Origin of the sequence: Candidatus Mycolicibacterium alkanivorans (assembly GCF_022760805.1) — a bacterium.
GTDB classification, from domain to species: domain Bacteria; phylum Actinomycetota; class Actinomycetes; order Mycobacteriales; family Mycobacteriaceae; genus Mycobacterium; species Mycobacterium alkanivorans.
This window is the reverse complement of sequence record NZ_JAIVFL010000001.1, coordinates 384,625-407,601: the sequence shown is the minus strand read 5'-3', so window position 1 is coordinate 407,601 and position 22,977 is coordinate 384,625. Positions and strand designations below refer to the sequence as shown.

Here is a 22,977-nt window from a genome sequence, read left to right as displayed (position 1 = left end):
TCCTCCTCGATGAGAATGCCACTTACGGGTTGGGTACTTGGCTCTAAGTTACCCACCAGTAACACCGCAACTATACCGCTCGGTAACTTCAGCGCAAGCCGACTGTGACGCACATTGCATTGACTGCCTAAGCGGTGGTTGGACCACGGAGAAGTAACACTCACCGAGATCTGGACGGGTGACGTCGGCCACCCCCGCAACGTAGGGTTTTTCCAGTAGTCGAGCCCCGAGCAGAAGCGCGAGATGAGCAGCACGAACCTGAGCCCGAACTCCCTGCGTGAAGCTTTCGGTCACTTCCCCGCGGGTGTGATCGCGATTGCCGCCGAAGTGGCTGGCACCCGAGTGGGGTTGGCCGCATCGACATTCGTCCCGGTGTCGCTGGATCCGCCGCTGGTGTCGTTCTGTGTGCAGAACACCTCGGAGACGTGGCCGAAACTCCAGGGCGCGCCGGTGCTGGGCATCAGCGTGCTGGGCGAGAGCCACGACGTCGCGGTGCGGACCCTGGCCGCCAAGACTGGTGACCGGTTCGCCGGTCTGGAGACGGTGTCCTCACTGGCGGGTGCGGTCTTCGTGCAGGGCACCGCGGTGTGGCTGGAGAGCGCCATTGAGCAGCTCGTCCCGGCTGGCGATCACACGATCGTGATCCTGCGGATCAACGACATTACGGTCCACGACGACGTGCCGCCGATCGTCTTTCACCGCAGCACTTTTCGCAGGCTGGGCAGTTAGCCCAGTCTGTCCCGTCCGATCGGCCTCAGGGGCGCTCGGCGAGTTCGTCGCGATAGGCGGCGATGCGCCGCTCGATTTCGGCGGCGTCCTCCGGGCGGTCCTCCTTGCGGGCCAACTCGGCGCGGGCCGACAGCTCGCGGATCGCGGTTCGAATTTCGTTGACGCTGTGGCTGCTTCCCATACTCGCGAGGCTACCCCGGATGCCAACGAGCGCGAACCCACTCCGAAAATCACCACCTGAAATTCGCAGCAGATTCACGCTCGTCGCAGAAAGACCTACTTGTCCCGCCGGCTCTGCTTGACGGTTCCGCTCACTTCGTTCGCCGGCTCTGCTTGACGGTTCCGCTCACTTCGTTCGCCCGCGCTGCTTGACGGTTCCGCTCACTTCGTTCGCCCGAACAGCTTGTTGCCGAGCCAGACCACCGGGTCATACTTGCGGTCCACCACGCGTTCCTTCATCGGGATCAGCGCGTTGTCGGTGATCTTGATGTGCTCGGGGCACACCTCGGTGCAGCACTTGGTGATGTTGCAGTAGCCGAGACCGAACTCCTCCTGAGCCATGTCGCGCCGGTCGAGGGTGTCCAGCGGGTGCATGGACAGCTCGGCGATCCGCATCAGGAAGCGCGGGCCGGCGAACTCCTTCTTGTTCTCCTCGTGGTCACGCACCACGTGGCAGACGTTCTGGCACAGGAAGCACTCGATGCACTTGCGGAACTCTTGCGAGCGCTCCACGTCGATCTGGGCCATCCGGTACTCGCCGGGCTGCAGATCCTTCGGCGGCGCGAACGCGGGGATCTCGCGGGCCTTCTCGTAGTTGAACGACACGTCCGTCACCAGGTCGCGGATCACCGGGAAGGTGCGCAGCGGGGTGATGGTGATGGTGTCGGCCTCACCAAACGTCGACATCCGGGTCATGCACATCAGGCGCGGGCGGCCGTTGATCTCCGCCGAACACGATCCGCACTTGCCGGCCTTACAGTTCCACCGCACCGCGAGGTCGGGTGCCTGCTCGGCCTGCAGTCGGTGGATGATGTCGAGCACGACCTCACCCTCGTTGACCTCGACCGAGAAGTCGTGCAGGCCGCCGCCCTCGTCGTCGCCGCGCCAAACCTTCAGATTCGCCTGATAGCTCACTGGGTCCTCCGTCCCGGATGCTGCGCCAGCTCCTCGTCGGTGAAGTACTTGCCGAGTTCCTCGATCTCGAAGATCTCGAGCAGATCCTCGCGCATCGGCGGCTGATTCTCCTTGGTGACCGACACGTCGGGCACCTCGTCGTCGCTCGCCGTCCGGCACACCAGCAGCGTGCCCCGCCACTTGGGGTCCATCGACGGGAAGTCGTCGCGGGTGTGACCGCCACGGCTCTCGGTGCGCGCTAGCGCGGCCTTCGCCACGCACTCGCTGACCAGCAGCATGTTCCGCATGTCGATGGCCAGATGCCAGCCAGGGTTGAACTCGCGCCGTCCGTCGGACTCGATGTTCTTGTAGCGGGCCTTAAACTCCTCGATCTTGGCCAGCGCCTGCTTGATCTCGCCGTCCGTGCGGATGATGCCGACCAGGTCGTTCATCGTCTGCTGCAGCTCGGCGTGCAGGGTGTACGGGTTTTCCGGTTTGGCTCCCCCGTTACCGCTACCCTGCGGACCCTTGAACGGCTCGAGCGCCAACTCCGCGGCGGACTCGATGGACTCCTCGGAGACCTTCGGGCGGCTCGACAGCGCCCGCACGTAGTCGGCGGCGCCGAGCCCGGCGCGCCGGCCGAACACCAGCAGGTCCGACAGCGAGTTGCCGCCCAGCCGGTTCGAACCGTGCATGCCGCCGGAGCACTCGCCCGCGGCGAACAGGCCCGGAGTGGCCGCGGCACCGGTGTCCGGATCGACCTCGATACCACCCATCACGTAGTGGCAGGTCGGTCCGACCTCCATCTCGTCCTTGGTGATGTCGACCTCGGCCAGCTCCATGAACTGGTGGTACATCGACGGCAGGCGGCGCTTGATCTCCTCGGGAGTCATGCGCGTCGCGATGTCGAGGTAGACGCCGCCGTGCGGGGTTCCGCGCCCGGCCTTCACCTCGGAGTTGATGGCACGCGCCACCTCGTCGCGGGGCAGCAGGTCAGGGGTGCGGCGAGCGGAGTCGTTGTCCTTGAGCCACTGGTCGGCTTCTTCTTCGGTCTCGGCGTACTGGCCCTTGAAGACCGCCGGGATGTAGTCGAACATGAAGCGCTTGCCGTCGGAGTTCTTCAGAACCCCGCCGTCACCGCGCACACCCTCGGTCACCAGGAGGCCCTTGACGGACAGCGGCCAGACCATGCCGGTCGGGTGGAACTGGATGAACTCCATGTTGATCAGCGCCGAGCCCGCCCGCAGCGCCAGGGCGTGCCCGTCGCCGGTGTACTCCCAGGAGTTCGACGACACCTTGAACGACTTGCCGATACCGCCGGTGGCCAGCACCACGGCTGGGGCCTCGAACAGGATGAACTTGCCGGTCTCCCGCCAGTAGCCGAAGGCGCCGGCGATCTTGTCGCCGTCCTTGATCAGCTCGGTGATCGCACACTCGTGGAAGACCTTGATTCGGGCCTCGTAGTCGCCCAGCTCGGCCTTGTCCTCCTGCTGCAGCGAGACGATCTTCTGCTGCAGGGTGCGGATGATCTCCAGGCCGGTGCGGTCGCCGACGTGGGCCAGCCGCGGGTAGGTGTGCCCGCCGAAGTTGCGCTGGCTGATCCGCCCGTCTTTGGTGCGGTCAAACAGCGCGCCGTAGGTCTCCAGTTCCCACACCCGGTCGGGGGCCTCTTGCGCGTGCAGCTCGGCCATCCGCCAGTTGTTGAGGAACTTGCCGCCGCGCATGGTGTCACCGAAGTGCACCTGCCAGCTGTCCTTGGTGTTCACGTTGCGCATCGCAGCCGCGCAGCCGCCCTCGGCCATGACGGTGTGAGCCTTGCCGAACAGCGACTTGCACACCACGGCGACCTTCAGGCCCCGTTCCCGGGCTTCGATGACCGCGCGTAGCCCCGAGCCGCCGGCACCGATCACGACAACGTCGTAAGAATGCCGCTCGACCTCAACCGTCATGTGTCCTCGCTCAAACTGTTGTATGAAACTGCTTGTCAGCCAATGAATCTCAGGTCAGAGATGGTCCCACTGGCCACGAGCATGACGTAGAAGTCGGTGAACATCAAGGTGCCCAGAGTGATCCACGCGTACATCTTGTGGCGGGTGTTGATCTTGCTGACCTGGGACCAGATCCAGTAGCGCACGGGGTGCTTCGAGAAGTGCTTGAGGCGACCGCCGGTGACGTGGCGGCAGGAATGGCAGGACAGCGTGTAGATCCATAGCAGCACGACGTTGGTCACCAGGATCACGTTGCCCAAGCCGAAACCGAATCCGCCGGGTCCCTTGTCGGAGTGGAAGGCGACGATCGCGTCGTAGGTGTTGATCACCGAGATGATGCCCGCGACGTAGAAGAAGTATCGGTGGCTGTTCTGAATGATCAGCGGAAGCCGGGTCTCGCCAGTGTATTTCGCATGCGGCTCGGCCACGGCGCAGGCGGTGGGGGCCTGCCACACCGAGCGGTAGTAGGCGCCGCGGTAGTAGTAGCAGGTCAGCCGGAACAGCAGCAGGAACGGCAGTGACAGCAGCGCGTAGGGCAGCAACGACAGCAGGCCCGAACTGGGCAGGATCTGCGGCCAGAAGTCACTGGCCTCGCCGCATGACTTGCTCAGGCACGGCGAGTAGAACGGCGTGAGGTAGTGGTACTGCGGCACGAAGAAGTGGTCGCGCTGGAACGCCCGTACGGTCGCGTAGATGATGAACGCGGCGAAGCCGAGGTCGACAACGATCGGTGACTTCAGCCAGTTGTCGGTGCGCAGCGTGCGCTGCGGTATCTGGGCACGGCCGGGTGAGAAGACGCCGGTCGCAGGGCGGTTAGCCGCAGGTGCGCTCATCTACTGTGATCCCCTTCGCATGAACTGATCGGAGGGTACCTAGATCACGGCGCCCAGCGGTAAGCGGGTCAGTGACGGTGGTGGCCGCCGACGCCCTCGTCGTCGACGTCTCGCCAGAAGGCGGTGTCGTACGGGGTGTCCGGTATCGGGATCTTCTCGCCGGAGAAGACGACGGTTTGCTGGGCGAGCTCGAGCTCATTGGCGTCGATATCGAGAAGCTCGACGTCATTGAGGATTCGCTCGGTGTCGTTGACGATTCGGCGCATTGCTGGAGAGTCGCCGTACTTCGCCTTCAAAGACGTCACGCACCGCCGCAGCCCGCCGATCAGGTGGTGAAGTTCGGCCAATTCGGTTGTGCTGGACAACGGACCTCCTCGGGCATGAAGGTGTTACGGATCACAGTACGCCCACCCGATGCTAGCCAGGTCCCGGGGTCAAGGTGAGAGAACTCACGTCCGGTAAGGCTCTTCGGGCGGCTGTGTTGCACCACCGGAAAGGCCCCGCGTGAGAAAAGGAGCGACGGCATGCCCGACGACGAAGGCATGACGTTCGACGACGCGCCATTGTGAGCGCACTCGCCGAGGCTCCGGGCGGTTCGGTGGTCGCGGTCTACCAGACGTCGCCGTCTCGCCAGTCGCACACCAGCTCGGCCTTCGGGTCCATGTGCAATCCGACGGGAAGTACAAAAACGGAACCGTCGTCGTCGGGGGTGCGGATCAGCCCGGACGGGGCCAGGACCGCGGTCGGACCCTGCCAGTGCAGCCAGCTCCGGGGCCGGTAGATCCGCTCCCCGTCAGGGCTCGCGCTGAGCGCCCCAACTTGGTAGGCGCCGCGGATCACCTGCTCGATCGCGTCCATCACGGCATGGGCCAATCCCTGCCCGCGCCAGTCCTCCCGCACGGCGACGCCCTCGACGTAGCCGCAGCGCAACGCGGTGTCCTGATAGAGCAGCCGCCGTTGCACCACGGATGCGTGGGCGATCAGCGCACCGTGGTAGGCGATGATGGCGTGCATGCCGCCGAGCGCGTGCTCCCAGTCGTAGTCGGTGTACTCGCCGAACGCCTCGGCCACCATCTGACGGGCGTGCTGGCGTGTCTCGTTGTCCAGGTCGCTGGTGTGAATCAACCGGGCGGTGTGGAGTTGCGCGTTCACACCGTCAGCTCTACCAGCCCGCAGGGCTTCCCGGCGGCAATGCGCGGGTGGGTCCAGTGCAGGCGCACCGTCTGGCCAGGCCGGATCTGCGCGACCTTGTCGACGTCGGCCTCGGTGACCACACCGATGACCGGGTAGCCGCCGGTCACCGGGTGATCGGGTCCCAGGATGACGGGCTGGCCGTTGGGCGGCACCTGGATCGCCCCGCGAGTGGCACCCTCGCTCGGCAGCTGCCGGCCCGGCCAGCGGTGCGCCAGCGGCCGGCCCATCAGCCGCATGCCGACGCGGTCGCTGCGGTCGCTGGCCACCCAGTCGGTGTGCACCAGCGCGTCGGGGTCGGTGAACCAGTCGTCGCGCGGGCCGGGAACCACCCGCAGCTCGTGGAGGTCCTTCGCGATGGCGGCCACCGGTGCCTGGTCGAGCTCCGGATAGCCGCCGGTGCTGGGGCCGACCGGAACGATGTCGCTGGCTTGCAGGGGTAGCGGCCCGATCGCCGACAGGACGTCGAAACTGCGCGACCCCAGCACCGGGTCGACCGCGATCCCGCCGCGCACCGCCAGATAGCTGCGCAGGCCGGTGTGCGGTGCGCCCAGCGAGATCACCTCGCTGTTGCGCACGCGGTGAATACTGTTGATGCCAAATGGAATTCCGCTCACTGAGGGGTCGGTGTCGGCGCCGGTGACCGCGACGTCCACGTCACCGCCGCGGACCCGCGCGGTGAACCCGCCTAGCGTGACCTCGATGGTGGCGCAGTCGTCGGGGTTGGCCACCAGCCAGGTTGGCCAGTCGGTGCGATCGGCGGTCGGCCGCCCCGGACCGGGTCACTCCGACGTGCGCCAGGCCGGGCCGGCCCAGATCCTCGATGAGGGCCAGCGGCCCGGGTGTCAGGATTTCCAGCGTGATCATGTCGTCCCCTCAGACGGCCCGGAACTGCACCCTCATGCCGGGTGTCAGCAGTGCCGGTTGAGGGCGGTCGACGTCCCACAGCACCGCGTCGGTGCGCCCGATCAGCTGCCATCCCCCCGGTGACTCCCGCGGATACACACCGCTGAACTCACCGGCCAGTCCCACCGATCCGGCCGGCACCTTGGTGCGCGGCTCGCTGCGCCGCGGCACCTGCAGTCGCGGGTCTCCACCCACCAGGTACGCGAAACCCGGTGCGAATCCACCGAATCCGACCCGCCACGGCGCTGCGGTGTGGGCGTGAATGACACCGGCGGTGTCCAGTCCGGTGAGCTCGGCGACCTCGGCCAGGTCTGCCCCGTCGTAGACGAGGTCGATCGTGACGTCGACGCGCCCGTCCGCGTTCGCGGCGGTGGTGGGTTCGATCCGTAGTTGGCTCAGTCGTTGCCGGGTGGGCCTCTGGTCGCGGGGGCCTGCGAGCTCGAGCAGGACGGTGCGCGAGGCGGGCACGATGTCGAGCACGGCAGGAATCCGGGCCTCGTTCAGCGCCGCGGTCACGGCCAGCACCTCGTCGGTCGACTCGCACACCAGCAGCAGCGCGGTGTCGCCGTAGTCGCGGATTGCGTCGGACACCATCAGGTCTGTTCCCCAGCCATTCACCAACGGTAAATCGACGGTTCCGATTGTGAAATTGTTCCACGCATCGCGCGGTCGAACCGTGGCGGTAATCCACGTTCGCACGCCGTCACACCATGGCGGTGTAGGTGGGCTCGTGCCGCTTGATGTAGGCGATCACCCGGTAGGTGATCGGCAGCATCACCACTTCCACGGCGGTCTTGTAGATCCAGCCCAGTGCGGCGTAGGTGGCGAAATCGCCGAAGCTGGTGATGCCGATCGCGCCGGCGGCGATGCTGCAGAACACCAAAGTATCGCCGAGTTGGCCGGCGAAGGTGGAGCCGACCAGCCGCGCCCACAGGTGCTTCTCTTTGGTGTGTTCCTTGATCTTGACGACGGTCCAGGCGTTGATGGTCTGGCCGACGATGAAGCCGGCCAGACCCGCGACGATCAGCTGGGTGTAAGCGTGGACGATGTTCTCGAAGTGTTCCTGATTGGTGTAGAAGTCAGCCGACGGAAGATAGATCGTCACCCAGAAGGACAGTGCTGCAAGTCCGTTCATCGCGAAGCCGAGGATGATGGCCCGCCGCGCGGCTTTGAAGCCGTAGACCTCGGAGAGAACGTCACCGATCACGTAGGTCAGCGGGAAGACGATGAACCCGCCGTCGGTGATGATCGACCAGTTGCCGATGATCGGGCCGAAGGCGACGCCCTTGGTGGCGGTGACGTTGGAGATGATCACCAGTGCGGTGAACACTGCGACGAGGGCCGGATAGTAACGAGAGCCGACCTGTGCGAACCCCGGCGTAGGGGCGTCCTGCCGTGCGGTGTCGGTCCGGCCGCTAGTCACGGGTGCTATCCAAGCACGCGCGCTCACCCGAGCGCGCGGGAGAGCAGCGGTGGCAGTTGGTCGGCGACCACCGGGTAGGACAGCGGTGAGGAGAACGCGATGGCGCCCGCGAGGTCCTTGCCGGTGAACACGTTGCGCTTCAGCTGGGTCGCACTCAGTGCGGCGACGGCGGGATCGGCCAGCAGCGCGGCCTGGTCGGCGTCACTCTCGGTGGACCAGATCAGCACGTCGGCGCCATCGAGGGCGTCGGCGAGCTTGTCGCGGGGGATGGCGGCGCGGCTGCTGTCGACGGCGAAGGCGGAGATGCTGTTCGGGATCTGAAAGCCCATCGAGGTCAGGAAGTCGGTGCGCCAGCCGGGAAGCGTGGCGGTGAGGGCGCCGGCATAGAAGCTGCCCGCGAGTAGCAGTGCCTTCTTGTCCTTGAATCCGGCGTCGTTCTTGGCCACGTCGGCGAACTTGTTGTCGACGTCGGTGATGAGTTGCTTCATCCTGTCGGCCTGGAACACCGCGGTGCCGACTGCGGTGGCCTGGTCCTTCCACGGTTCGAAGAAGGCGTCGCCGTCGGACTGTGCAATGGTCGGCGCGATCGCGGTGAGCCTCTGGTAGGTGTCGGCATCGAGTCCGGCGTTGACGGCGACGACGAGGTCGGGTTTGAGTTTGGCGATCTGGTCGACCTGGATTCCGTTGTCCAGGTTCAGCAGAACCGGCTGGGCGCCGCCGAGTTCGGACTGGGCCCACGGCCATACCCCGAACGGCTGGTCGCCGAACCAGTTGGTCACCGCGACCGGGACGACGCCGAGAGCCAGCAGGTCGTCCTGCTCGGTCAACCCGGCGCTGACGACGCGGTTGGGTGGCGCGGGGATGGTGGTCTCGCCGAAGATGTGTCGGATGGTGACCGATTTCGGGACGGAGTTCTTCGAGCCGTTCGACGAGCATGCGGTGGCGAGCAGCAGTGCCGCCGCGCCGGTGACTCCCAGGAACTCTCGCCGACTCCAGTAGGTGCCCACGGCGCGACATTAGCTCAATCCAGGGTCAGACCCGACTCCAATACGTTCATGGCCTGATCGACATTCTCGGGCGAGAACGGGGGCGCAGATACCGGAGTTCGACGGCTGCGGTCATGTCAGCGGAACGCTGCCTGTCCGGTTAGAGCCTTACCGATCGACAGCAGATGCATCTCGGAGGTGCCCTCGTAGGTCAGCACAGACTCGAGGTTGTTGGCATGGCGCAGCGGTGAGTACTCGAGGGTGATCCCGCTGCCGCCCAACAGGGTTCGGCATTCACGGGCGATGGCCAGCGCTTCGCGTACGTTGTTGAGCTTGCCCAGGCTGATCTGCTCGGGCCGCACGCCCTCGGCGTCCTTCATTCGGCCGAGGTGAATGGCGAGCAGCATGCCCTTGCCCAGTTCCACCGTCATGTTGGCGAGCTTCTCCTGGGTCAGCTGGTAGCTCGACAACGGACGGTCGAACACCTCCCGCGCCTGGGTGTAGGCGATCGTGGTCTCCAGGCTGTCCCGGGCTGCGCCGAGCGAACCGAACACGATGCCGAACCGGGCTTCGTTGAGGCAGGACAGCGGGGCGCCCAGACCCTCGGCGAGCGGCAGCTGGGCCGACGCGGGGAGACGGACGTTGTCCAACACCAGTTCGGAAGTCACCGACGCGCGCAGCGACAGCTTCTTGTGAATTGCGTTGGCGGCGAAGCCGGGAGTATTGGTCGGGACCAGGAATCCGGCAATGCCGTCGTCGGTCTGCGCCCACACCGTCGCGACGTCGGCGAGGTTGCCGTTGGTGATCCACATTTTGGTGCCGTTGAGCACCCAGTCGCTGCCGTCGCGGCGGGCCCGCGTTCGCATGCCGGCCGGGTTGGAGCCGAAGTCGGGCTCGGTCAACCCGAAGCAGCCGATCGCGTCACCGGCGGCCAGCCGGGGTAACCATTCGCTCTTGTGTTCTTCGGAGCCGTAGCGGTAGATCGAGAACATCGACAGCGAGCCCTGCACCGACACGAAGCTGCGGAAGCCACTGTCGCCGGCCTCCAGCTCCAGACATGCTAGGCCGTAGCTGACGGCGTTGGTGCCCGCGCAGCCATAGCCCTGCAGGTGCATGCCGAGCACGCCGAGGTCGCCGAACTCCTTGGCCAGTTCCCTGGGCAGGGTGGCCGATTCGAACCAGTCCTCGACGTTCGGGCGAAGCCTCGTGTCGACGAACTTGCGCACGGTCGCGGCGATGTCGCGCTCGTCTTCGCCGAGCAGCCGGTCGATGCCGAACAGCTCCAGCGGACTGTAGGTGTCCTTCTTGGGCGGTGCCGTGGTGGTGCTCATGTCATCCGATCCGAATCAGCTTCTTGTTGACGAACTCGTCGATGCCGAAGCGGCCCAGCTCGCGCCCGTAGCCGGAGCGCTTGACGCCGCCGAACGGTAGCTCGACATCGTCCGCGCCGACCAGGTTGACGTAGACCATGCCGGCGTCGATCTTGTCGGCTACCCGCTTGGCCTGCTCGGTATCCGTGGTGAACACGGAGGAGCCGAGGCCGAACGGGATGTCATTGGCCAGTTCGACGGCTTCGTCCTCGGAGTTCACCTTGAACACCATGGCGACCGGGCCGAACAGCTCCTCGTGGTCGATCTGCTCGGCCAGCCGCTTGGCCGCACCCAGCGAGGACAGCGGCGCCAGGTCGTCGGCCGTCTCGAGCACCTTCTTGAGGTTGCGGCCGGCGATCTCGGCCACCGCCGCACCGGCGCGCTCCGAACCGGTCAGCGAGACGCCCTGCACCCGGGGATCGGCGATCGCCTTCGCGATCTGCTCGTTGGTGGCGGTCGGATACTCCCGAACGACGTCACCGGTCTTGGGGTCGACCACTGCGTACAGACTCATGCCCCGTCCTGATGGTTTAGTAATGTAAAACTTATAGAAGTTATATACCGCTAAACTTCGACTCCGCAAGGCTGGGTGGTCGACAGGTGAAGGTGAGGTGCTCGGATGGCTCGGAACGCAGCCGCCGCTGACGACGTCGCCGCAAGCACCGACGGCTTGATGACCCGACTCGGGCCGAAGCTGCGCGCACTCCGCAAGGACCGCGAACTGACCCTGGAGGCCGTCGCCGGCCGCGCTGGGCTGACCAAAGGATTCCTCAGCCTGGTCGAGCGCGGCCAGACCACCATCTCGGTGCCGAACCTGCTCAAGGTGTGCGAAATCCTCGGAGTATCAGCCGGTTCCCTGTTCGACTACCGGGAATCGGCTGTGGTGCGCGGTGGCCTGGGCGCGCCGGTCGAGGTGGGTGGCAGCGGAATTCGCGAGTATGTGCTCACCCCGGAAACCGAAGGTAATCTACAGGTGATGCGCTCGGTGCTCAAGCCCGGCGGCGGTACCGGCGGCGCATACACATTGGACTCGGAAACCATCTTCGTGTTCGTCGTCCGAGGATGTCTTCGCCTGACGGTCGACGGCCAGGAGTCGTTGCTGAAAACCGGCGACAGCTACACCTTCTCGGCACGCGCCGCGCACTCCTGGGACAACCCAGGCGAGCAGGAATCCGAGGTCCTGTGGTCGATCGTGCCGCCCATCCCGCGGATTTCCAGCGCGAACCGGGCCTGAACGTGCTGTAATGGCGCAACTGAATCCCGAGGGGGAGGAGAGCCGAGATGGCCAAATCGATCAAGGTGTTGCGCCGCAAGGACGGTGAGCCGTCCGTCGCGGTAGACCAGCGCGTGCGGGTATATGTCGACACCGACAACGAAACTCGCGGTCTGATCGTCGAGGACTTCGGTGATATGGCGGGCCACAGCGTGGATCTGGGGGACACCCACATCGCGGACGCCGCCCGCCGATGGGCAGTCCTGCTCGACGAGGGCACGCTGGTGTTCGTCGACAGCCACCAGGTGGCTCCCGAGTAGAGCCCAGCGCGCCACAGCGGGACGCCGGTGCAGCAGCCGACGCCGCGCTCAGTCAAGGACGGTCGCGCTCTGGTTAGCCGAAGAAGCGCCTGCGCTTGGGCGTGGGAGGGCGCCGGGTCGCGTACGGCCAGGGGTTGTTGCGCTCGGGGACGGCGTCGGTGCGAACCTGTTTGAGTTGCGTCCGCAGGTGTTGCCTGAGGTCGTAGAGATCGGGGTCGTCCCACCGGTTGACCGCCTCGATGGGATCGGTGGCGAGGTCGTAGAGCTCCCACTGGTCGTCGAGCGGACTGGTCCGATAGGCCTCACCGCCCGGGCCGTTGGCGGCGAGATGACGAACGCCCGGCTCGGTCCAGGTGGCGGGATCGTCGAAGGTGCGCACCAGCTTCCACAGGTGACCGGCACCCCCGCACTCGTCGACCCGGAGCACAAGTCCCTCGAAGTTCGCCGCCGTGTGGGCGGGGATCCGGATACGAAGCGGTGCAGGCGGATTCACCGTCCGCTTGAATCGGCGCGCCAGCCCCGAGGCGCCGGTGTCACCTTCGAGCACGTTGTCGCGGGTCATCATGTACACGGCGCGGTGCTCGTCTGCTGCCGCACCGTCGACGACCGGCATGAGGTTGCGGCCGGGCAGCGGATGCACTTCGGAGAAGGACTCGGCCAGCACCGCTGCCGTCGACGCCACGTCGATACCGGCCGCGCCCAGCAGTGTCGGTACCAGATCGACGTGGGAGGTGGGGGACGTTACCACCCGACTTGTGGTGGCCTGCACACCGATTCGCGCGATGACGAACGGCACGCGGGTGGCCTCGTCGTAGAGGTTGAACCACTTCTGGTGCAGCCCGCCGTGCGCGCTGGATGGCCGCAGCCGGGCCGTATCCGGAGTAGTAAGTCTCGCGAAAGGCAATCTGGGCAGCCGGTTTGGTGCGCAGGTCCTCGGCGGCGGTAGGTGAGGTGGGCACCGGCGGCGGGTCGAGCGGCGAGGGCTCCTGCAGCGGAGTCCGGCGCACCCAGGTGGGGAACAGGACGATGTCGTGCGGATTGACGAAGCTGGCGACGAGCAGGAAGGGCCGCAGCGCGTCCGGATCGCCGGCGCGCCGGCGCGCGTAACGATCCGTCAGCCAGGCGACCACCCGATCGGCGATCAACGGGTCGCGGCGCGTCCCGCTGTTGGCCAGCCCCGCGCCGTGCGGCTCGGGGCCGATCCAGCCGGAAAAGCCGTACGGGGCAAGCGGATCGGCGTCGAGGTAGCGCTGCACGGCCACCGGATCGACGATCCCGTCGTCGTCGTTGGTTGCCAGCGGGTGGCCGTTGTCATCCTCCAGGTCGGCGTGCGAGCTGTGCCATTTGCCGTCGTAGTGGGTGTCGTATCCGGCGGCCCGGAACCAGTTGCCCAGTGTGGGGACCTCGTGCGGGCGCAACCAGCGCATGCGGGTGTCGTCGAACACCTTGCCGATGCCGTCGGTCTGGGTGACGCCGTGCAGGTCGGGGTACTGCCCGGTGAAGATCGTGGGCCGGCTCGGAACGCAGGCCAGTGAACCGGTGTAGTGGTGTTCGAAGCTGATCCCGTTGTCCTCGAACCACTTCCGCCCGGACAACGTCCGCCGTCGCCAGGCCAGCACGGCATCGGACTCATACGGCGGGACTGCGCGTTCCTCGTCGGTCATCACGATGACGATGTCCGGGCGGTCAGACATGGGGGCCCGCCAATCGGTGGGAAAGTCCGTCGAGCTTCGCGTCGAGTTGCTTTGCGATGAATCGGGCGACGGCGTGTTCGGCAAGCCGCTGAAGTCGGTTCGGCCCGATCTCGACGGTGCTGATGACGGTGACGACGGTGCCACCGGTGGTCGGGCTGAGCATCCATCGGTCGTTGAGGCGGTGTAGCTGACGGGGCAAGCCTTCGACGTCGTAGGCCAGGGTGTGCGGGTCATTCAACCCCATGACAGGCGAAGATGCCGGGTATTGCCGCGCGCTTAGCCGCCGGGTAAGCCAACGCACTAGGCTACCGATGCCCAGTCGGCAATAGCGGCATTCGACAGCGTCGACGACGAGGGCCTTCCCGGAGCGCCGCGAGAAGCGGTTCATGTTGTCAATGTTCGGCACGGCCTGAGTGCCCTTCCCAAGGGCTGTAGTCCGCGATCAGCTCCTCCTGCGGCGGGCGCTGCGGCGCCGGGACGTGCTCGAGGTTGATGCGGATGCGGTACCAGATCGAGCTGGGTCCGCGCATTCCGTCGACCAGGATGTCGGTCGGTTGCAGCTGCGCCGCGGCCTTCGGGTATCGCGATCGCCAGAGGTCTAGTGCAGCCATCGCCTCACCGCGGGTCTTGGTGCGGGCGACCGCGATAAGCGGCTTGCTGCCCTTCGGCGGCTTTTCGGCCGGCCCGAGTTCCTCGGCCAGCCGCAGCAACCCGTCCAGTGAACCGACGGCGTCGTCCATCGCGGCCCAGGGGTCACCGCGTTCGGCGAAGCGGCCCGGCACCGTGGCGATGGTGAGCGCCTCGGGCCGGCAGCCGGGGACCTCGTCCCACGTCAGTGGTGTCGAAACCCGGGCGTCCGGAGTCGCCCGCACCGAATAGGCCGAGGCGACCGTGCGGTCCTTGGCGTTCTGGTTGAAGTCGACGAACACGCCCTGCCGGTCTTCCTTCCACCACCGGCTGGTGGCCAGCTCCGGGGCACGGCGTTCGACCTCGCGGGCCACCGTCTCGGCGGCCAGTCGAACCCGCTTGAACGGCCAGTGCGGGGCGATGCGGGCATAGATGTGGAACCCGCGCGAGCCCGACGTCTTCGGCCAGGCCGTCAGACCGTGGTCCTCGAGCACTTCGCGCGCCACCTGTGCGACATCGAGGATCTGCGGCCAGTCCACGCCGGGCATCGGATCGAGGTCGATGCGCAGTTCGTCGGGATGGTCGAGGTCGCCGGAGCGCACGGGGTGCGGGTTGAAGTCGACGCAGCCGAGGTTGACCGCCCACACCAGACCGGCGGCCTCGCGGATCACCGCTTCCTTGGCCGAGGTTCCCCGCGCGTAGCGCAACTCGGCGACCTTGATCCAGTCCGGGCGCTTCTCCGGCGCGCGCTTCTGGAAGATCGCTTCCTCGATGATGCCCTTGACGAACCGCTTGAGGATCATCGGCCGGTCCGCCACACCGCGCAGCGCGCCTTCCGCGATAGCCAGGTAGTAGTTGATCAGGTCGAGCTTGGTGACCGGGTTCCGGCCGTCGGCGCCCGGGAAGACCACTTTGTCCGGATGACTGATGGTGACCTGGCGGCCGTCGACCTCCATGGACCCATGCTACTTACGTGCGCATTCCGCTCGGTCTGCGACCTGAGTCACACTAAGGTGGCGGGCATGTCCAGTCTCCTCGACCTGCCCGCCAAGGCCCTGGCGAAAGCTCAGCACCTTGCCGAACGGGGTGCCGCGGAGCTGCACTACCTGCAGAAGATGATCGAATCCGGGGCGTTCCGGCTCGAGCCGCCCCAGAACCTGGCGGGGATGGTCGCCGATATCCGCCGCTGGGGTGAGATCGGAATGGTGCCCGCGCTCAACGCGCGCCGCACACCCACCCGGCTGGCCGTCATCGACGACGAGGGCTCCCTGACGTTCCAGGAACTCGACGACGCGGCCAATGCGGTGGCCAACGGTCTGCTGGCGATGGGTGTCAAGGGCGGCGACGGGGTCGCGATCCTGGCGCGCAACCACCGTTGGTTCGTCATCGCCAACTACGGCTGCGCCCGTGTCGGCGCGCGCACGATCATGCTCAACACCGAGTTCTCCGGGCCCCAGATCAGAGACGTCGCCGAGCGTGAGGGCGCTCGGCTGATCATCTACGACGACGAGTACACCGAGGCCGTCAAGCTGTCCTCACCGCCGCTGGGCAAGCTGCGGGCGCTGGGCACCAACCCGGACAAAGTCGAGCCGTCCGGCAGCACCGACGAGACCCTGGCCGAACTCATCGCCCGCAGCGGCACCGCACCGGCACCGAAGGCCACCAAGCGATCGTCGATCGTCATCCTCACCAGCGGGACCACCGGCGCGCCGAAGGGGGCGACCCGGCACGCCCCGCCGACGCTGGCCCCGATCGGCGGTGTGCTCTCCAGCGTGCCGTTCAAGGCCGGTGAGGTGACCTCGGTGCCGGCGCCGATGTTCCACGCACTGGGCTACCTGCATTCGACGATCGCGCTGACCATGGGGACGACGCTGGTGTTGCATCGGCGGTTCAAGCCGGCCACCGTGCTTGAGGACATTCCCAAGCATGGGGTGACGGCGATCGTGGTGGTTCCGGTGATGCTCTCCCGGATGCTGGACGCCCTGGAGAAGATGGACACCAAGCCCGACCTGTCATCGTTGCGGATCGTGTTCGTGTCCGGCTCGCAGCTCGGCGCCGAGCTCGCGACCCGCGCGCTCAAGGCCCTCGGACCGGTGATCTACAACCTTTACGGCTCAACGGAAGTCGCGCTCGCTACGATCGCGGGGCCGGCGGAGCTGCAGAAGAACCCCGCCACGGTGGGATCGGTTGTCAGGGGCACCAAGATCAAGATTCTCGACAACAACGGCAAAGAGGTTCCGCAGGGCGAGGTGGGCCGCATCTTCGTCGGCACCAGCTTCCCGTTCGAGGGCTACACCGGTGGCGGCAACAAACAGATCATCGACGGTCTGCTCTCCTCCGGTGACGTCGGTTATTTCGACCACAACGGGCTGTTGTTCGTCAGTGGCCGCGATGACGAGATGATCGTCTCCGGCGGCGAGAACATCTTCCCGGCCGAGGTCGAGGATCTCATCAGCGGCCATCCCGAGGTCATCGAGGCGACCGCCCTGGGGGTCGAGGACCCGGAGTGGGGCGCGCGGCTGCGGGCCTTCGTGGTCCTCAAGGGGGAGGCCGAGGTCACCGAAGAGGCCATCAAGAACTATGTGCGCGAACACCTTGCGCGCTACAAGGTTCCGCGTGAGGTGGTCTTCCTGGCCGAGCTGCCGCGCAACCCCACCGGCAAGATCCTCAAGCGCGAGTTGCGCCAGGTCGAGATCCAGTAGCGGTCGGGTTGCTACGTCGAGCAGACGCAGAATCGCGTGAGTCGAGCGCATTTCGTGCGATTCTGCGATCAGCTCGCCGGCCCGGTGATGCCCGATCTGGTCGAAGTGTCCTTCGCTGACGAACCTCGACGAACTCGTCGAGGTTCACCACGAAGCCCGGCTCGCCCAACAACATCGGGATGGCCACATGCCAGACGTGTTCGCGGGCGGGTCGGCGTGCCGTGACCACACATACATGGCGACCGCCGCGGGCGGCATCTTCTTCGAGATGATAAATGGCTACCAGGTCTGGGACCTGTGGCCCTGGTGCTGGTAACCCAAGCAAGCGGACCCTGGGGTTGCCGATGTGCCCGCGTGGAGGTCGGCGGGACCACGACGGAGGGATCGACATGCGCGACAGATATCAGCGGCTGCGCAACGAGGTTGAGCATCCGGAGCGCTACGAGGAGGCGACAATCATCTCCTCCGGCGTGCCGATAGTGCTGTCGGTATGGCGTGGCCAGTCGGGTGGACCGGTCGTGGTGTTCCTGCCCGGAACCATGACCCATCCGCTGTTCTATGAGGAGTTCTGCGATGGCCTTGCCGCTCGGGGCATCAACGTCGTGGGGGTCCATCTCGAGAGCCACGGCAAAAGCCCGCGCGTTGGGCGGCTCCTGCGCTTGGAGAGTCTGGTCGCCAACGCACTGGACGCAACATCGTGGGCACGTGCGCGATTCGGCCGATGGCCCGTGGTCGTGGGCTCCAGTCAAGGCGGAGTGCTGGCGATGATCGTCGCGACACGCGACCGTGAGCTGGCCGGCGTGGTGGCTCACAACATCCTCGATCCCGAACTCCCCGCTTCCATCACGGTGTCGCGGTTTCCACCCTTCCTGCAGGGTGCCTACCATCCGGCGATGCGAGGGTTACGGGTGCTGGCCAAGTTCGTGCCCCGGCTACCGATCTCCTTCAGCGTCTACCTCGACATGACTCGGGTCTGTCGTGAGCCCTGGACCGCCGAGCAATTCTTGATGGACCCGCTGAGCCTGCGTACCTACCCACTTGTCTTTCTGGCCGACCTGCTGACCGCCGACATGAGTGGCGTCCGCAATGGCACCATCACATGTCCCATCGTGGTCGTCGCCGGCCGGGGTGACCCCTTGTTCAGCCTGGACTACACGCGGCAGGTCTTCGCCCGAATCGTTGCCCCCGCAAAAGAGCTGATCGTGTTCGACACCGATCACCACCTCCTGTTCAACGAATGTCTCCCTCTCGTGCTCGGTCGGGTCGCGGAACTCATCGCCCGCCTCGACGGCTCAGTGGGCGAGCGCGCGGGCGATCTTGCCGGTGGCCCGAAGGCTGTAGAGGGCAGCACGCCTGGACACCAACCCTGAGACCGGCGCCAGGACCACGTGCCGTAGGCCCGCTGCGCGGAATGACCGAAGCTTCGCCACCACTTGCTCGGGGGTGCCCCACAGCAGCGGTCCTTCGGTCAACACCTCGTTCGGTACAGCGTCGATGGCGTCGTTCATCGTCTGGCGGTCATAGCGGTCGGGCACGAAGTCGACGAGGGGGTTGAAATCCTCCCCGAACGGGTGCGCCACCCCGGCCTGTCGCCACAAGTCAGCCGGTGCCATGAGCCCGAGCGCGCGAATCACTTTGGTGCCCAGCATGGCCCGCACCTCTGATTCAGCTTGGCCGACCACCAGAAAGCGATGCAAGGCCGGCACGATCGAGCCCGGGTCGCGCCCGGCGTTGCGGGCCGCGATCCGCACGGCCTCCAGTTTGGTGGCGTATTCGTCGGGGGAGGCCACGACAGTCGGATACCACCCGTCCCCGTAGCGTCCCGTCAAACCCAGCATGCGCCGACCGTGTCCGGCAACCCAGATCTGCGGAGTCCGTCCGCTGGCCGGTTTGAGGTCCATCGTCGCCCGCTCGAGCTTGAAGTGCTTGCCGGAGAACGTGATCGGTCCTGACCCGTAGAAGCACTGACGGATGATCTGTAACGCCTCCTCCAAGCGGCCGACCGGATCGGAGGGGTCCAGGCCGTAGGGATCGATGTTCATCCGTTCGCCAGCCCCGATGCCGAGGATGGGGGCGCGCTTGGTCAGATGTGACAGCGTCATCATGGCCTGGGCGATCAGGGCTCCGGCGTTGTTGATTAGCATGCCTGTGAGCTGGGGATATGTGGATTCGTGAAGAGTTGCAGGGCGTTGTTGCTGCTGAATGCCGTTGTGCGGCAGGCTTCGGCAATGTTGGTGGCTCCGGCGAGGCGGTGCAGATTCATGGCGGTGTTACGTAGAGCGGCCATGGTTTGGGGCGCGGTGCCGGTGCGCACGGTCGAGCGGTCCTCGTCGTAACTGACATCACGTACCCAGTGCACCGAATTCTCGATGCCCCAGTGCCGGCGCAGCCAGGAGGCGATCAGCTTGGGTGGGGCCTGTTCGAACGCAACACTGCAGATGGCATAGACAGTCTCGATCGAGCGAACACCGGTGGCAGTCACGACCCGTTCACGGGTGACCTCGGCGATCTGCTTGGCGTAGGGAAACCCGATTCCGCGGGATGCGGTCAGTGTCTTGAGTGTTCGTGTTTCAATGCGGCCGTGACCGCGTTCGGACGGCTCGGCGAAGGTAACTGGCACCTGCGCCCACGGCATGGCCTTGATGCGGGCCAGCAGGCTGGGCTGATTCGACTTCACCGTCATCAGGTAGTGGGATTTCAGGGTGCTGCAGATCAGCTTGGCGGTCTTGGTCTGGGTATGCATTGCGTCGATGGTCACCAGGAGCCGGACGTGCCCAAACAGTCTGAGTAGCGCACGGACGCAGGGTATTTCGTTGCTCTTGTCCGCGACGGCGAGCTGCCCGAGCACCAGCCGGGCGTGATGGGCGAACACCGACACCACATGGACCGCCGCCGCTCCGGCGCGGCGTGCTCCTCGCAACGTCTTGCCATCCAGCGCCACCACCAACAGCGCGTCGCCGGCGGCGGACTGCGCGACAGCCAGCGCGGTGAAGTATGCACCGAGGCGGCGGTCCAGGTCGGCGGCATCCAGACGCGACAGTACGGTCCGAAACGTCTTCTCGCTCGGGCGTCGATACCGAATACCCAACTGCGCGAGAACATCCTGCGGTGCACTCGCTGCCCACGTGGCGAACCCCGCGTAGGAGCGCATGCCGGCCGCCGTAGCCAGGATCGCCACCGCCAACAGCGCCATCAATGAGTACCTCACGCCACGTGCATCACGTGGATCAGGAACCTGCGCCAGCACGTCCAACAGCTCGGTGCGCAGCACACGGACGCGTTCGCCGGATTGCCAGCGAGCCAACGCCTCGGTGATCGAGTCCACGGGTGATACTGACAGGGCAGGCACGGGCAACTCCGAGTGATCGATGAGGTCTGAGCAACTCCATCGTCCTCGGACCGCCCGTGCCTGCCCACCAGCCTCGACGGCGTGTCACCGAATAACCATCAGCCCAGGTCACGGACCCGTAAATCAACAACGCCGGAGCCCTGCCTGGGCGATGACCAGTGGATGGCGCCGGATGGGTTCGGTTACCCCCACTCCCACCCGTAGGGACCCGACGCGGGAGGCGAGATGGCCCAGCAGGACCTGGTAGTCGAAGAATTCGTGCGGGGTTGAGCGTTGCGCGGCAAGCCAAGTCAGTTCGCGATCCCAGATCGCGGTGGGGAAGATGTTCTGGAAGTGGTCGATGACCATCACCGAGTCGAGTCGCATCACCCGCGCTCCGAGCAGAAAGGCACGCAGCGCGCTCAGCGGAGGTTGCGTGCCGATCTGCAGACCCACCGAGACCGCTGGGACTTTTTTCATGATTTCACACTACTTTCGGCCGACGGGTGGCAACGGCTTTGTAGATCTCGAACCACGCGACGCCGGAAACACCGGCGCCCACCGCGATGAGCCAGCCGAGTGGTGGCAGCGGGCTGAAGTTGAAGGCGTGGCGCAACGCCGGCACCGTCAGGATCAGGATGAGAAAGGCAGGGGCGCCCGCGAAGATCCACTTGTGCGCAGCGTTGCGACGCTCCCGGAAGGTTCGCCACATAGTAAGCCGCCAGAAGCGGTTCACTAAGATGAGGGCTACGTTGCCGATGAGAAGCGTCGCGAAGGTGACGGAACGCACCACGTCGTCGCCGTGATGGCTCCACATGGCCCACGGGTAGACACAGATCGTCGTCGCGAGCACCGACGCCCCCTGCCGGCAAGCAATCGCCAGTACCCGTGGACCGAATATGGGTTCGTCGACGCCTCGCGGCGACGCGTCCATGACCTTGGGATCGATCTGCTCGGCCTCGAAGACCACCGAACAGAGCCGGATCTATGTTGAGCTCAGATCCTCGGCAGGCATGGTCTGCAGCTCGCGTCTGGTGATACAGCCGGCCTGGTGGTCCGGCCCGGGCCCGTCGGCCGTCAGCCGCCGCGCCGCCCCCTGAGCCGACAAACCGTCCAATAGCACCGGGACCCCCATGGCGCTGCTTGTGTCGTACGTTGGTGGCGGTATGAAGGCTTTCGGGGTTGCCTGGGACGCCTGGCGGACCACGCATGGGGGCGCCGGGGCGGTCGCGGCCCGACAACCGCCACGGTTGCAGGCGCTGGTCGCGCACGCCCGCACTCATTCGGGGTTCTACGCCGAGCACTACCGGGGTGTCCCTGATGGTCCGGTGAGTTTGGCCGCCCTGCCGTCGCTTCCGGCGGTGTCCAAGGCTGAACTGATGGCCCGCTTCGACGAGTGGGTGACCGATCCCCGGTTGACGAGGACCGGTGTCTCGGCGTTCGTTGCCGATCCCGCCAATATCGGACGGGACCTGTTCGGCGAATACGTCGTCTTCACCACGTCCGGGTCGACGGCCGAGCCGGCGCTGCTGATCCAGGATCGTCGGGCGATGGCGGTCATGTTCGGGCTGACCTATGCCCGTTCGGCCGGGGTGTTGCCGCCAGGGCTGCTCCTTCGAGTCCTCGGCCGCGGGGCGCGCCAAGCCGCGGTGTTCGCCACCGGCGGGCATTTCGTGTCGACCGTGATGTTCGAACGTCGGCTGCGCGCACATCCGGTGCGGCGCCGCTACTCTCGCTTCTTCTCGGTACTTGATCCCCTGCCGGAACTCGTCGCCAACCTCAACGAATTCCAACCGGTGCTGCTGGGCACCTATGCGAGCGCGCTCAGTGTGCTCATCGGCGAGCAGGAGGCTGGGCGGCTCAACATCCATCCGCTCGTCATCTCCAGCGGCGGTGAACTGCTGCTGCCCAGCGTGCGACAGCGCGCACGGGAGGTGTTCGGCTGCACAGTGACCGAGACCTACAATGCTTCGGAAGCCACGCCGCTGTCACTGCCCTGTCGCGTGGGCAATCTGCACCTGAACACCGACTGGTATCTCGTCGAGCCCATCGACGCCTCCGGCGAAGTCGTGCCGGCCGGGCAGCGATCCGACTCGCTGCTGCTGACCAACCTGGCCAACTACGTTCAGCCGCTGATCCGGTACGAGATGGGCGACAGTGTCGTCATCGGTGCCGATCCGTGCCCATGCGGCAGTCCGTTGCCGACGGTGACGCCGGAGGGACGGACCGACGAGCTGCTGAAACTCCCTGCGCGAGAGGGCGGTGAGGTGGTGCTGATTCCCATGGCAATCGCCACCGTGGTCGAGGAGACACCCGGTGTGTTGCGCTATCAGATCCTCCAGACCGCGCCCGCAGGCCTCACCATCCGATTTGACGAAGATGCCAGCAGCGACCGGTCCACGGTGTGGACGGAGGTAAACCGACGGCTCACAGGTTTCATCGCCGCCCAGGGAGCCGGTCCGGTGACGATCGAGCTGGCCGACCAGCGCCCCGAAGTGAATTCCCGCAATGGGAAGCTGCGACATGTAGTCCGTGCCATTCGGCGGTAGGCCGT

22 protein-coding genes and 3 pseudogenes are annotated in these 22,977 nt (G+C 66.0%); 6 read left to right on the top strand and 19 right to left on the bottom strand.

Annotated features, from left to right (window positions below):
* Positions 1-243: 243 nt before the first annotated feature.
* On the top strand, positions 244-729 hold the full coding sequence (locus tag K9U37_RS02075) for a flavin reductase family protein (RefSeq protein ID WP_243070311.1): 486 nt from the start codon (positions 244-246) through the stop codon (positions 727-729).
* 25 nt (positions 730-754) lie between these two features.
* Here K9U37_RS02075 and K9U37_RS02070 read toward each other — a convergent pair whose 3' ends face one another.
* The 12 genes and pseudogenes from K9U37_RS02070 to K9U37_RS02015 form a co-directional block, all read right to left on the bottom strand.
* Entirely contained in the window at positions 755-910 is a 156-nt protein-coding gene (locus tag K9U37_RS02070) for a hypothetical protein (RefSeq protein ID WP_243070310.1), read from the bottom strand.
* A 200-nt stretch (positions 911-1,110) separates the two neighbouring features.
* Positions 1,111-1,863 carry a succinate dehydrogenase/fumarate reductase iron-sulfur subunit gene (locus K9U37_RS02065; RefSeq protein ID WP_243070309.1) on the bottom strand — a complete coding sequence of 251 codons (753 nt, stop codon included), beginning with the start codon at positions 1,861-1,863 and terminating at the stop codon, positions 1,111-1,113.
* A complete protein-coding gene (locus K9U37_RS02060) occupies positions 1,860-3,791 on the bottom strand; it encodes a fumarate reductase/succinate dehydrogenase flavoprotein subunit (RefSeq protein WP_243070308.1) in 1,932 nt (643 codons plus the stop codon). Before K9U37_RS02060 ends, K9U37_RS02065 begins: the two co-directional genes overlap by 4 nt.
* A gap of 35 nt (positions 3,792-3,826) precedes the next feature.
* On the bottom strand, positions 3,827-4,663 hold the full coding sequence (gene sdhC / locus K9U37_RS02055; protein WP_243070307.1) for a succinate dehydrogenase subunit SdhC: 837 nt from the start codon (positions 4,661-4,663) through the stop codon (positions 3,827-3,829).
* A 68-nt stretch (positions 4,664-4,731) separates the two neighbouring features.
* The gene (locus K9U37_RS02050; RefSeq protein ID WP_243070306.1) at positions 4,732-5,028 is read right to left on the bottom strand and encodes an Rv0250c family protein; all 297 of its coding nucleotides are present in this window, start codon (positions 5,026-5,028) and stop codon (positions 4,732-4,734) included.
* Positions 5,029-5,272: 244 nt separating this feature from the next.
* Entirely contained in the window at positions 5,273-5,815 is a 543-nt protein-coding gene (locus tag K9U37_RS02045) for a GNAT family N-acetyltransferase (RefSeq protein ID WP_243070305.1), read from the bottom strand.
* A pseudogene (locus tag K9U37_RS02040) lies at positions 5,812-6,721 on the bottom strand (5-oxoprolinase/urea amidolyase family protein). Before K9U37_RS02040 ends, K9U37_RS02045 begins: the two are co-directional and overlap by 4 nt.
* Before the next feature lie 9 nt (positions 6,722-6,730).
* A complete protein-coding gene (locus K9U37_RS02035; RefSeq protein WP_243070304.1) occupies positions 6,731-7,354 on the bottom strand; it encodes a 5-oxoprolinase subunit B family protein in 624 nt (207 codons plus the stop codon).
* A 109-nt stretch (positions 7,355-7,463) separates the two neighbouring features.
* Positions 7,464-8,183, bottom strand: a complete 720-nt coding sequence (locus K9U37_RS02030) for a queuosine precursor transporter (RefSeq protein WP_243070303.1) — start codon at positions 8,181-8,183, stop codon at positions 7,464-7,466.
* Between the two features lie 23 nt (positions 8,184-8,206).
* Positions 8,207-9,190 (bottom strand): ABC transporter substrate-binding protein, encoded by a 984-nt coding sequence (locus tag K9U37_RS02025; protein WP_372489363.1) that lies wholly within the window; start codon positions 9,188-9,190, stop codon positions 8,207-8,209.
* Positions 9,191-9,306: 116 nt separating this feature from the next.
* A complete protein-coding gene (locus tag K9U37_RS02020) occupies positions 9,307-10,500 on the bottom strand; it encodes an acyl-CoA dehydrogenase family protein (protein WP_243070302.1) in 1,194 nt (397 codons plus the stop codon).
* Position 10,501: 1 nt separating this feature from the next.
* Positions 10,502-10,993, bottom strand: a pseudogene (locus K9U37_RS02015) (aldehyde dehydrogenase family protein); the annotation flags it as partial.
* A gap of 165 nt (positions 10,994-11,158) precedes the next feature.
* Between K9U37_RS02015 and K9U37_RS02010 the strand changes: the two are divergent.
* The gene (locus tag K9U37_RS02010; RefSeq protein WP_243070301.1) at positions 11,159-11,773 is read left to right on the top strand and encodes a helix-turn-helix domain-containing protein; all 615 of its coding nucleotides are present in this window, start codon (positions 11,159-11,161) and stop codon (positions 11,771-11,773) included.
* Between the two features lie 47 nt (positions 11,774-11,820).
* Positions 11,821-12,072 (top strand): hypothetical protein, encoded by a 252-nt coding sequence (locus tag K9U37_RS02005; protein WP_243070300.1) that lies wholly within the window; start codon positions 11,821-11,823, stop codon positions 12,070-12,072.
* Between the two features lie 73 nt (positions 12,073-12,145).
* Here the strand turns inward: K9U37_RS02005 and K9U37_RS02000 are convergent.
* The 3 genes and pseudogenes from K9U37_RS02000 to K9U37_RS01990 all read right to left on the bottom strand — a co-directional run bounded on the left by K9U37_RS02000 (position 12,146) and on the right by K9U37_RS01990 (position 15,349).
* Positions 12,146-13,766, bottom strand: a pseudogene (locus K9U37_RS02000) (sulfatase-like hydrolase/transferase).
* Positions 13,759-14,010, bottom strand: coding sequence for a hypothetical protein (locus K9U37_RS01995; protein WP_243070299.1), 252 nt, complete (start codon positions 14,008-14,010; stop codon positions 13,759-13,761). The pseudogene K9U37_RS02000 and the gene K9U37_RS01995 overlap by 8 nt, the downstream one beginning before the upstream one ends.
* 148 nt (positions 14,011-14,158) lie before the next feature.
* Positions 14,159-15,349, bottom strand: coding sequence for a DNA polymerase domain-containing protein (locus tag K9U37_RS01990; RefSeq protein ID WP_243070298.1), 1,191 nt, complete (start codon positions 15,347-15,349; stop codon positions 14,159-14,161).
* Between the two features lie 66 nt (positions 15,350-15,415).
* On the opposite strand from K9U37_RS01990, the gene fadD2 reads away from it, so the two are divergent.
* Positions 15,416-17,095, top strand: coding sequence for a long-chain-fatty-acid--CoA ligase FadD2 (gene fadD2 / locus K9U37_RS01985; protein WP_243070297.1), 1,680 nt, complete (start codon positions 15,416-15,418; stop codon positions 17,093-17,095).
* 389 nt (positions 17,096-17,484) lie between these two features.
* The gene (locus tag K9U37_RS01980) at positions 17,485-18,465 is read left to right on the top strand and encodes an alpha/beta hydrolase (RefSeq protein WP_243070296.1); all 981 of its coding nucleotides are present in this window, start codon (positions 17,485-17,487) and stop codon (positions 18,463-18,465) included.
* On the opposite strand, the gene K9U37_RS01975 is transcribed toward K9U37_RS01980, so the two are convergent.
* From K9U37_RS01975 to K9U37_RS01960, 4 genes are all read right to left on the bottom strand, one after another.
* Complete coding sequence (locus tag K9U37_RS01975) at positions 18,388-19,239, bottom strand: LLM class flavin-dependent oxidoreductase (RefSeq protein WP_243070295.1); 852 nt, start codon at positions 19,237-19,239, stop codon at positions 18,388-18,390. The two genes, K9U37_RS01980 and K9U37_RS01975, sit on opposite strands and share 78 nt — an antisense overlap.
* Entirely contained in the window at positions 19,233-20,444 is a 1,212-nt protein-coding gene (locus K9U37_RS01970) for an ISAs1 family transposase (RefSeq protein WP_443627142.1), read from the bottom strand. The genes K9U37_RS01975 and K9U37_RS01970 overlap by 7 nt, the downstream gene beginning before the upstream one ends.
* A gap of 123 nt (positions 20,445-20,567) precedes the next feature.
* Positions 20,568-20,903, bottom strand: a complete 336-nt coding sequence (locus K9U37_RS01965; RefSeq protein WP_243070294.1) for an LLM class flavin-dependent oxidoreductase — start codon at positions 20,901-20,903, stop codon at positions 20,568-20,570.
* Positions 20,904-20,907: 4 nt separating this feature from the next.
* Positions 20,908-21,393, bottom strand: coding sequence for a cation transporting ATPase C-terminal domain-containing protein (locus tag K9U37_RS01960; protein ID WP_243070293.1), 486 nt, complete (start codon positions 21,391-21,393; stop codon positions 20,908-20,910).
* A gap of 196 nt (positions 21,394-21,589) precedes the next feature.
* Between K9U37_RS01960 and K9U37_RS01955 the strand changes: the two genes are divergently transcribed.
* On the top strand, positions 21,590-22,972 hold the full coding sequence (locus tag K9U37_RS01955) for a phenylacetate--CoA ligase family protein (protein WP_243070292.1): 1,383 nt from the start codon (positions 21,590-21,592) through the stop codon (positions 22,970-22,972).
* The last annotated feature ends 5 nt before the right edge of the window (positions 22,973-22,977 follow it).

Bases quoted from the DNA above. Each gene is read 5' to 3' on its own strand.
- K9U37_RS02075 (WP_243070311.1), top strand. From the start codon at position 244: ATGAGCAGCACGAACCTGAGCCCGAACTCCCTGCGTGAAGCTTTCGGT.
- K9U37_RS02070 (WP_243070310.1), bottom strand. From the start codon at position 910: ATGGGAAGCAGCCACAGCGTCAACGAAATTCGAACCGCGATCCGCGAG.
- K9U37_RS02060 (WP_243070308.1), bottom strand. From the start codon at position 3,791: ATGACGGTTGAGGTCGAGCGGCATTCTTACGACGTTGTCGTGATCGGT.
- sdhC (WP_243070307.1), bottom strand. From the start codon at position 4,663: ATGAGCGCACCTGCGGCTAACCGCCCTGCGACCGGCGTCTTCTCACCC.
- K9U37_RS02035 (WP_243070304.1), bottom strand. From the start codon at position 7,354: ATGGTGTCCGACGCAATCCGCGACTACGGCGACACCGCGCTGCTGCTG.
- K9U37_RS02020 (WP_243070302.1), bottom strand. From the start codon at position 10,500: ATGAGCACCACCACGGCACCGCCCAAGAAGGACACCTACAGTCCGCTG.
- K9U37_RS02010 (WP_243070301.1), top strand. From the start codon at position 11,159: ATGGCTCGGAACGCAGCCGCCGCTGACGACGTCGCCGCAAGCACCGAC.
- K9U37_RS02005 (WP_243070300.1), top strand. From the start codon at position 11,821: ATGGCCAAATCGATCAAGGTGTTGCGCCGCAAGGACGGTGAGCCGTCC.
- K9U37_RS01995 (WP_243070299.1), bottom strand. From the start codon at position 14,010: ATGGGGTTGAATGACCCGCACACCCTGGCCTACGACGTCGAAGGCTTG.
- K9U37_RS01990 (WP_243070298.1), bottom strand. From the start codon at position 15,349: ATGGAGGTCGACGGCCGCCAGGTCACCATCAGTCATCCGGACAAAGTG.
- fadD2 (WP_243070297.1), top strand. From the start codon at position 15,416: ATGTCCAGTCTCCTCGACCTGCCCGCCAAGGCCCTGGCGAAAGCTCAG.
- K9U37_RS01980 (WP_243070296.1), top strand. From the start codon at position 17,485: ATGCGCGACAGATATCAGCGGCTGCGCAACGAGGTTGAGCATCCGGAG.
- K9U37_RS01975 (WP_243070295.1), bottom strand. From the start codon at position 19,239: ATGCTAATCAACAACGCCGGAGCCCTGATCGCCCAGGCCATGATGACG.
- K9U37_RS01965 (WP_243070294.1), bottom strand. From the start codon at position 20,903: ATGAAAAAAGTCCCAGCGGTCTCGGTGGGTCTGCAGATCGGCACGCAA.
- K9U37_RS01955 (WP_243070292.1), top strand. From the start codon at position 21,590: ATGAAGGCTTTCGGGGTTGCCTGGGACGCCTGGCGGACCACGCATGGG.